General features: G+C 74.9%; 6 protein-coding genes. 5 read left to right on the top strand and 1 reads right to left on the bottom strand.

Annotated features, from left to right (window positions below; all coding sequences use genetic code 11):
- Nucleotides 1–71: 71 nt before the first annotated feature.
- Together rsmI and E9529_RS20645 are read left to right on the top strand one after the other, a co-directional pair.
- The gene (gene rsmI, locus E9529_RS20650) at nucleotides 72–911 is read left to right on the top strand and encodes a 16S rRNA (cytidine(1402)-2'-O)-methyltransferase (RefSeq protein WP_236833148.1); all 840 of its coding nucleotides are present in this window, start codon (nucleotides 72–74) and stop codon (nucleotides 909–911) included.
- 124 nt (nucleotides 912–1035) lie between these two features.
- Nucleotides 1036–1914, top strand: a complete 879-nt coding sequence (locus E9529_RS20645; protein WP_236833147.1) for an endonuclease domain-containing protein — start codon at nucleotides 1036–1038, stop codon at nucleotides 1912–1914.
- A 64-nt stretch (nucleotides 1915–1978) separates the two neighbouring features.
- Here E9529_RS20645 and E9529_RS20640 read toward each other — a convergent pair whose 3' ends face one another.
- Complete coding sequence (locus E9529_RS20640) at nucleotides 1979–3082, bottom strand: magnesium and cobalt transport protein CorA (protein ID WP_236833146.1); 1104 nt, start codon at nucleotides 3080–3082, stop codon at nucleotides 1979–1981.
- 176 nt (nucleotides 3083–3258) lie between these two features.
- Here E9529_RS20640 and E9529_RS20635 point away from each other — a divergent pair, with 176 nt between their 5' ends.
- From E9529_RS20635 to E9529_RS20625, 3 genes are read left to right on the top strand one after another with little or no spacing between them, the layout of a single operon-like run.
- Complete coding sequence (locus tag E9529_RS20635; RefSeq protein WP_236833145.1) at nucleotides 3259–3912, top strand: hypothetical protein; 654 nt, start codon at nucleotides 3259–3261, stop codon at nucleotides 3910–3912.
- Nucleotides 3913–3947: 35 nt separating this feature from the next.
- Nucleotides 3948–5744 (top strand): methionine--tRNA ligase, encoded by a 1797-nt coding sequence (gene metG, locus E9529_RS20630; protein ID WP_236833144.1) that lies wholly within the window; start codon nucleotides 3948–3950, stop codon nucleotides 5742–5744.
- Entirely contained in the window at nucleotides 5741–6625 is an 885-nt protein-coding gene (locus tag E9529_RS20625) for a TatD family hydrolase (RefSeq protein ID WP_236833143.1), read from the top strand. Before metG ends, E9529_RS20625 begins: the two co-directional genes overlap by 4 nt.
- Nucleotides 6626–6663: the final 38 nt, after the last annotated feature.

Genomic DNA, 6663 nt, shown 5'->3' with positions numbered 1-6663 from the left:
ACAGCTGCAGGGGGGCCGGCGGGACACCCCCGCGGCCTGCCCGCGGGGGCCGGCCGTGGCAGGCTCGGCGGGTGGGCGGACGGCTGGTGCTGGGTGGGGCGCCCCTGGGGCAGCCCGGGGACGTCGGCCCGCGGCTGCGCGCCGCGATGGCCGGCGCCGACGTCCTGGCGTGCGAGGACACCCGCCGCCTGCACCGGCTGGCCGCCGACCTGGAGGTCACGCTGACCGGCCGGGTGGTCACCTTCCACGAGTCCGTGGAGCGGGCCCGGCTGCCCGGGCTGCTCGACGCGCTGCGGTCGGGTGCCACGGTGCTGCTGCTCACCGACGCCGGCATGCCCTCGGTCTCCGACCCCGGGTACACGCTGGTGCGGGCGGCGATCGACGCGGGCGTCGACGTCACCTCGGTCCCCGGGCCCTCGGCGGTGACCACGGCGCTGGCGGTCTCCGGCCTGCCGGTGGACCGGTTCTGCTTCGAGGGCTTCCTGCCGCGCAAGGCCGGGGAGCGGCGTTCGGTGTTCGCGGCGCTGGCCGACGAGCGGCGGACGATGGTGTTCTTCGAGTCGCCGCACCGGCTGGCCGACGCGCTGGCCGACGCCGCGGCGGCGCTGGGCGGGGAGCGGCCGGCCGCGGTGTGCCGCGAGCTGACCAAGACCTACGAGGAGGTCCGGCGCGGCGGGCTGGCGGAGCTGGCCGCGTGGGCAGCCGAGGGCGTCAAGGGCGAGATCACGCTCGTGGTGGGCGGTGCGCCGCAGCGGGCCGTGGAGCTGACCGGGCCGGAGCTCGCCGCCGCCGTCGCCGAGGAGGAAGCGGCCGGCGCCACCCGCAAGGACGCCATCCGGGCGGTCGTGGAGCGGACAGGGCTGCCCAAGCGCACCGTCTTCGACGCCGTCGTCGCCGCCAAGCACACCTGACGCCGCGGCGATTGCGCCCGAAAGCACCCCTCGGGCGCCGGTGAGGCGTGCGCGGGCGCGCACTCACCTCGAGGGCTGTGGACGGCGTCGGCGCAGCTGCGCCCATGTGCGGCACGGTGCGGCGATGCCCACGGCCGCGCACGTCCCCGGAGAGCTCACCGGCACCGTCTTCCGCGGGTCGGACGCGGTCCGTGCCGGTCTGCTGACCCGGCGACGACTGCAGGGGGCCGCTTGGCGCCGGTTGCTGCACGACGTCTACGTCCACCGCGACGTCACGGTCACCCACGAGCTCCGGGTGCGGGCCCCGTGCCTGCTGCTGCCCGGCGCGGTGGTCACCGGTCGCAGCGCCGCCGTCCTGTGGGGCCTGGACCTCGCGGGCCCGGACGACGAGGTGGAGGTGACCCGCCCGCCGCGGAGCCACATGGTCCGGCTGGACGGCGTCCTCGCCCGGCGGGCGGTGGTGCCGGCGACCGATGTCCGCCGGCGGTGGGGGCTCCCGGTCACCTCGCCGGAGGCGACGGCGCTGCGCCTGGCCTCGCTGCTCGACGGGGACTCCGCGGTCGCCGCCGTCGACCAGCTGGTCGTCCGAGGTGTGGTGGACCTCCAGCGCGTCCGCGACCGGGCGGCCGTCGCCCGCGGGCCCGGCTCGGCGCGTGGCCGTGCTGCCGCGGCGTCGGCCGACGGGCTCGCGGAGTCACCGCAGGAGACGAGGCTGCGGCTGCTGCTGGCACGCGGCGGGCTCCCTGCCCCGGTGCCGCAGTTCCGGGTGTTCGCCGACGGATGCTTCGTGGCACGGGTGGACTTCGCGTGGCCGGAGCTGAGAGTGGCCGTCGAGTACGACGGGCTCTGGCACGCCGAGCCCGGTCAGTTCGCACGGGACCGGCAGCGTCTCAACCGGCTGCGGGAGGCGGGCTGGACCGTCGTCTTCGTGACCGCGGCGGACCTCCGAGATCCGGTGGCCCTGGTCGGCCGCGTCGCTCGCGCCCTCGGCACTGCGCGGTGAAGCACCCCTCGGGCGCCTGGGAGAGGTGCCTCCGCGCGCGAGCACGGGCGAGGTGGCGCGGGGGTTACAGCCAGCCGTTGCGCTTGAAGCCGCGGTACAGCAGCACGATCGCGCTGAGGATGACCAGCAGCGCCAGCGGGTAGCCGAACCGCCACTCCAGCTCCGGCATGTGCTCGAAGTTCATGCCGTAGATGCCGGCGATCGCGGTCGGGACGGCGATGATGCCGGCGTAGGCCGAGATCTTCCGCATGTCCTCGTTGTCGGCCAGCGTCGTCCGGGCGAGCGAGGCCTGGAGGATCGAGGTCAGCAGCTCGTCCATCCCGCCGACCTGGTCGCGCACGCGAATGGCGTGGTCGAGCACGTCGCGGAAGTAGGAGCGCATGGCGTCCGGGACGACGTCCACCGGCCGCTCGGCCAGCTTCTGCAGCGGCACCTCCAGCGGGGAGACCGCCCGCCGCAGCGACATGAGTTCCCGCTTGAGCTGGTACAGCCGCCCGATGTCGTCGGTGCGCTCAGGGCTGAACACCGACGCCTCGAGCTCCTCGACGTCCCCCTCGACCGCGGCGGCCACCTCCACGAAGGTGTCGACGACGAGGTCGGCGACCGCGTAGAGCACCGCCGACGGGCCGAGGCACAGCAGGTCGCGCTGGTCCTCCAGCCGCTGCCGCAGCCCGGTCAGCCCGCCGTGCTCGCCGTGCCGCACCGTGATCACGTACCGGGGGTCGAGGAAGACCATCACCTCGCCGGTGTCGACCACCTCGCTGGTCGCGGTCAGCTCCTCGTGCTCCACGTAGGTCGCCGTCTTGAGGACCATGAACAGCGCGTCGTCGTAGGGCTCCAGCTTCGGGCGCTGGTGGGCGAAGACGGCGTCCTCGACGGCGAGCGGGTGCAGGTCGTAGCGCTCGGCGATCTCCCCCAGCTCGGCCTCGCTGGGGGAGTAGAGCCCCAGCCAGACGAAGCCGTCCCGCTCCTCGGCGAGGCGCAGCGCGTCGGCGGGCGCCACGGCCTCCTGCCGCTCCCCGGCGACGTAGACCGCGCAGTCGACGACGCCGCCCTCGGCGGGGCGGTGGGCGGCGCGGCGCTGCTGCGGCCCGGCCGGCTGCGGGCGCAGCGTCGGCGGCGTGCGCGGGCCGAGGGGCGCGGCCGGGGGCTCCTCCCGGGTGGTCATCGCGGGTGCCGCCTTCCTCGCGGGTCGTCGTCCGGGACCAGCAGCCTAGGCGTCGCCGGGGCGGGCGGAGCCGTCCCACCCCATGGGGTGAGGCGGCCGGGACCGGTGCTCCAGCCGCCGGCCGGACCGGCCGTCGGGACGGGAGACACCTCCGACCGGTCAGGGAGAGCCTCCTCGTGGCGAGCACCGTCCTCGACGTCCGCGGCACCGTCGCGGCGCCCGCCGTCCAGCCGGGGTCGCCGGCCACCCACGGGCTGCGCCGCGTCCCGGTGACCGCGCTGGCCGCCGGCGGGATCTCCGTGCTGGAGGCCGTGGGCCTGCTCGCCCTCGGGCTGACGCGGGCCGACGTCGTCCTGACCTCCCCGATGCGCCCGGCCGGCTGGGTCGTCGCGCTCGCGCTGCTCACGCTGGCCGGGTGGGTCGTGCTCACCGCCGGCGCCGGTGCGGCCGTGGTCGACGGCTCCACCCGCACGCTGCTGCTGGCCACCTCGCTGGCCGAGCTGGCCGCGGTGTCGGTGCTCGGCGGCGTCGCGCTCCTGCTGCCGCTGCTGGCCGCGCTCACCGGCGGGCTGCCGCTGCCGCTGCTGTTCGCCGCCGCCGTCGCGCTGCCGGTCGGCAAGCTGCTGCTGGTGGACGCGCCCTCGGCCCGCGCCTGGGTGCTGCAGGGGCCGCGGGTCCGCGAGCGCCGGCCCGACCCGGTGGCAGCGCACCGCCCGCTGTGCGCCCTCACCCTCGGCGGGATCGCCCTCCTGCTGGCCGGCTTCGCCGTGCTGCACCCGGCCGAGGGGGAGCCGGTCGGCCCGGTCGCCGGCGTCGTCTCCCAGCCGTAGGCGACCGCCCCGGCCCCGCGGCCTAGTCTCTCCACGTGAGTGATCGGCACATCCTGACCGCCGTCGCGTGGCCCTACGCCAACGGCCCGCGGCACATCGGCCACGTCTCCGGCTTCGGCGTCCCCTCCGACGTCTTCAGCCGCTACCACCGGATGGCCGGCGACCGGGTGCTCATGGTGAGCGGCACCGACGAGCACGGCACCCCGATCACGGTGGCGGCCGACGCCGAGGGGATCACGCCCCGGCATATCGCCGACCGGAACAACCGGATCATCGTGGGGGACCTGCAGTCCCTCGGGCTCTCCTACGACCTGTTCACCCGGACGACGACGGCCAACCACGCGCAGATCAGCCAGGAGATCTTCCTCGGGCTGCTGAAGAACGGCTACGTCTTCCCGAAGACGACGCTCGGCGCGATCAGCCCGAGCACCGGCCGCACCCTGCCCGACCGGTACATCGAGGGCACCTGCCCCATCTGCGGCTACGACGGCGCGCGCGGCGACCAGTGCGACAACTGCGGCAACCAGCTCGACCCGGTCGACCTGATCAACCCGGTGAGCCGGATCAACGGCGAGACCCCGAAGTTCGTCGACGAGGAGCACTACTTCCTCGACCTGCCCGCCTTCACCCGGGCGCTGGGCGACTGGCTCGCCACCCGGAAGAGCTGGCGGCCCAACGTCCTGAACTTCAGCGTCAACCTGCTGGAGGACCTCAAGCCGCGCAGCTACACCCGCGACATCGACTGGGGCGTGCCGGTGCCGCTGGACGGCTGGCGCGACCGGCCGGACAAGCGGATCTACGTCTGGTTCGACGCCGTCGTCGGCTACCTGTCGGCGTCGATCGAGTGGGCCCGCCGCTCCGGGGAGCCGGACGCCTGGCGGCAGTGGTGGCAGACGCCGGACGCCGACGCCTACTACTTCATGGGCAAGGACAACATCGTCTTCCACTCCGAGATCTGGCCGGCCCAGCTGCTCGGCTACAACGGCGAGGGCGACAAGGGCGGGACGCCGGGCTCGCTCGGCCGGCTCAACCTGCCCACCGAGGTGGTCTCCAGCGAGTTCCTGACCATGGAGGGCCGCAAGTTCTCCAGCAGCCGCCAGGTGGTCATCTACGTCCGCGACTTCCTGGCCCGGTACGACGCCGACGCGCTGCGCTACTTCATCGCGGTCGCCGGCCCCGAGAACCAGGACACCGACTTCACCTGGTCGGAGTTCCGCCGCCGCAACAACGACGAGCTGGTCGCCGGCTGGGGGAACCTGGTCAACCGCAGCGTCTCGATGGCGGCGAAGAACGTGGGTGCCGTGCCGACGCCGGGGGAGCTCACCGACGCCGACCGCGCCCTGCTGGCGACGACGAGCGGCGCGTTCGGCCCCGTCGGCGAGCTGCTGTCCCGCAACCGCCAGAAGGCCGCCATCGCCGAGGCGATGCGGGTGGTCGCCGAGGCCAACAAGTACCTCTCCGACCAGGCGCCGTGGAAGCTCAAGGAGGACCCGGCCCGCCGGGACACCGTCCTGCACACCGCCCTGCAGGCGATCAAGGACTGCAACGGCCTGCTCACCCCCTTCCTGCCGCACTCGGCGCAGAAGGTGCACGAGCTGCTGGGCGGCGAGGGCGTGTGGTCGGTGGCGCCGGAGATCGAGGAGGTCACCGACCTCGACGACGGCTCGCCGTACCCGATCATCACCGGCTCCTACGACCAGGGGCAGGCCGTCTGGGCGTCGACGCCGCTGGCCGCACCCGGGACCCCGCTCACCCCGCCGACGCCGATCTTCACCAAGCTCGACGAGTCGGTCGTCGCCGACGAGCTGCGGCGGCTGGAAGAAGGCGGATGAGCCGGAGCGCCGCGTCGCGCGCGAACCGGCGAGGTGAGCCGCCGCCGTCCCCGGAGCCGCTGCCGGCGCCGGCGGTGGACAGCCACACGCACCTCGACATCGTGCTCGACGGCTTCCGACCCGAGGGCGGCCCGACGTCCACCGACGCAGACGTCGACGCGGAGATCGCCGCCGCGGTGGCGGTGAACGTGCCGCGGCTGGTGCAGGTCGGGGTCGACGTCGCCTCGTCGCGGTGGTCCGCGGAGCTCGCCGCCCGGCACCCGAACGTGCTCGCCGCGGTGGCCGTGCACCCGAACGAGGCCGGCGCCGGGGAGGCCGACGACGCCGCGCTCGCCGAGATCGACCGGCTGGCGGCGCTGCCGCGGGTGCGGGCGGTGGGGGAGACCGGGCTGGACCGCTACCGCACCGGCCCCGAGGGCTGGGCAGCGCAGGAGGCCTCGTTCCGCGAGCACATCCGCATCGCGAAGCGGCACGGGGTGGCGCTGGTCATCCACGACCGGGACGCGCACGACGAGGTGCTCCGGGTCGTCGACGACGAGGGCGCGCCCGAGCACGTCGTCATGCACTGCTTCTCGGGCGACGCCGCGTTCGCGCGGGCCTGCGTGGAGCGCGGCTTCGTGCTCTCCTTCGCCGGCACGGTGACCTTCGGCAACGCCGGCTACCTGCGGGAGGCCGCGGCGCTGACGCCGCTGGACCAGCTGCTCGTGGAGACCGACTCGCCCTTCCTCACCCCGGCCCCCCACCGGGGGCGGCCGAACGCCTCGCGGCTGGTGCCGCACACCGTGCGCGCCCTCGCCGAGGTGACCGGCACCGACCTGGCCCAGCTCTGCGACGCGCTCACCACGACCGCCGAGCGCGTCTTCGGCCCCTGGCAGGAGTAGCCGCGCCCGACTGATCGCGCCGAGCGGGGCCCGGAGGG

The sequence above is a fragment of the Blastococcus sp. KM273128 genome (assembly GCF_021698975.1).
Taxonomy (GTDB): Bacteria; Actinomycetota; Actinomycetes; order Mycobacteriales; family Geodermatophilaceae; genus Blastococcus.
This window is presented reverse-complemented; position numbering and strand designations above follow the sequence as displayed.